Origin of the sequence: Streptomyces huiliensis (assembly GCF_020037025.1) — a bacterium.
Classification (GTDB): domain Bacteria; phylum Actinomycetota; class Actinomycetes; order Streptomycetales; family Streptomycetaceae; genus Streptomyces; species Streptomyces huiliensis.
Genome location: NZ_JAIQLH010000247.1, coordinates 1 through 427, shown reverse-complemented (window position 1 = coordinate 427; position 427 = coordinate 1). Strand labels below are relative to the sequence as shown.

Annotated in this window: 1 pseudogene; it reads left to right on the top strand. The window is 82.2% G+C overall.

Annotated features, from left to right (window positions below):
- Positions 1-427 (top strand): annotated as a pseudogene (locus JNW98_RS29790) (protease); the annotation flags it as partial.

Sequence of the window (427 nt, the reverse complement as noted above, 5' to 3'; positions counted from 1 at the left end):
CGGCTACCCGGCCCCGGCCGGCCCGCCCGTCCCCCCGCCCCCCGGCGCCGTCTACGGCTACGGCCCGGGGACGCCGCCCGGCCCCGGCGGGCCGTGGCAGTACGACCCGTGGGCCGCGGCGGGGGAGCGGCGGCCGGAGGGGAAGGCGGCGGGGAAGCCCGTCAGCCGGTCCCGGATCGTCGTCGGCGCGCTCGTCGTGGCGCTGGTGGCCGGTGGGATCGGCGGCGGGATCGGCGCGTGGCTGGAGCGCGACGGAGGGCCGGGGCACCGGGTGACGCTGCCGCAGGCGCCCGCCGACAAGGCCGACCGCGACCCCGGCAGCGTCGCGGGCATCGCGGCCCGCGCCCTGCCCGGCGTCGTCACCCTGCACGTCCGCGGCAGCGGCGGCCAGGGCACCGGCACCGGCTTCGTCCTGGACGACAAGGGG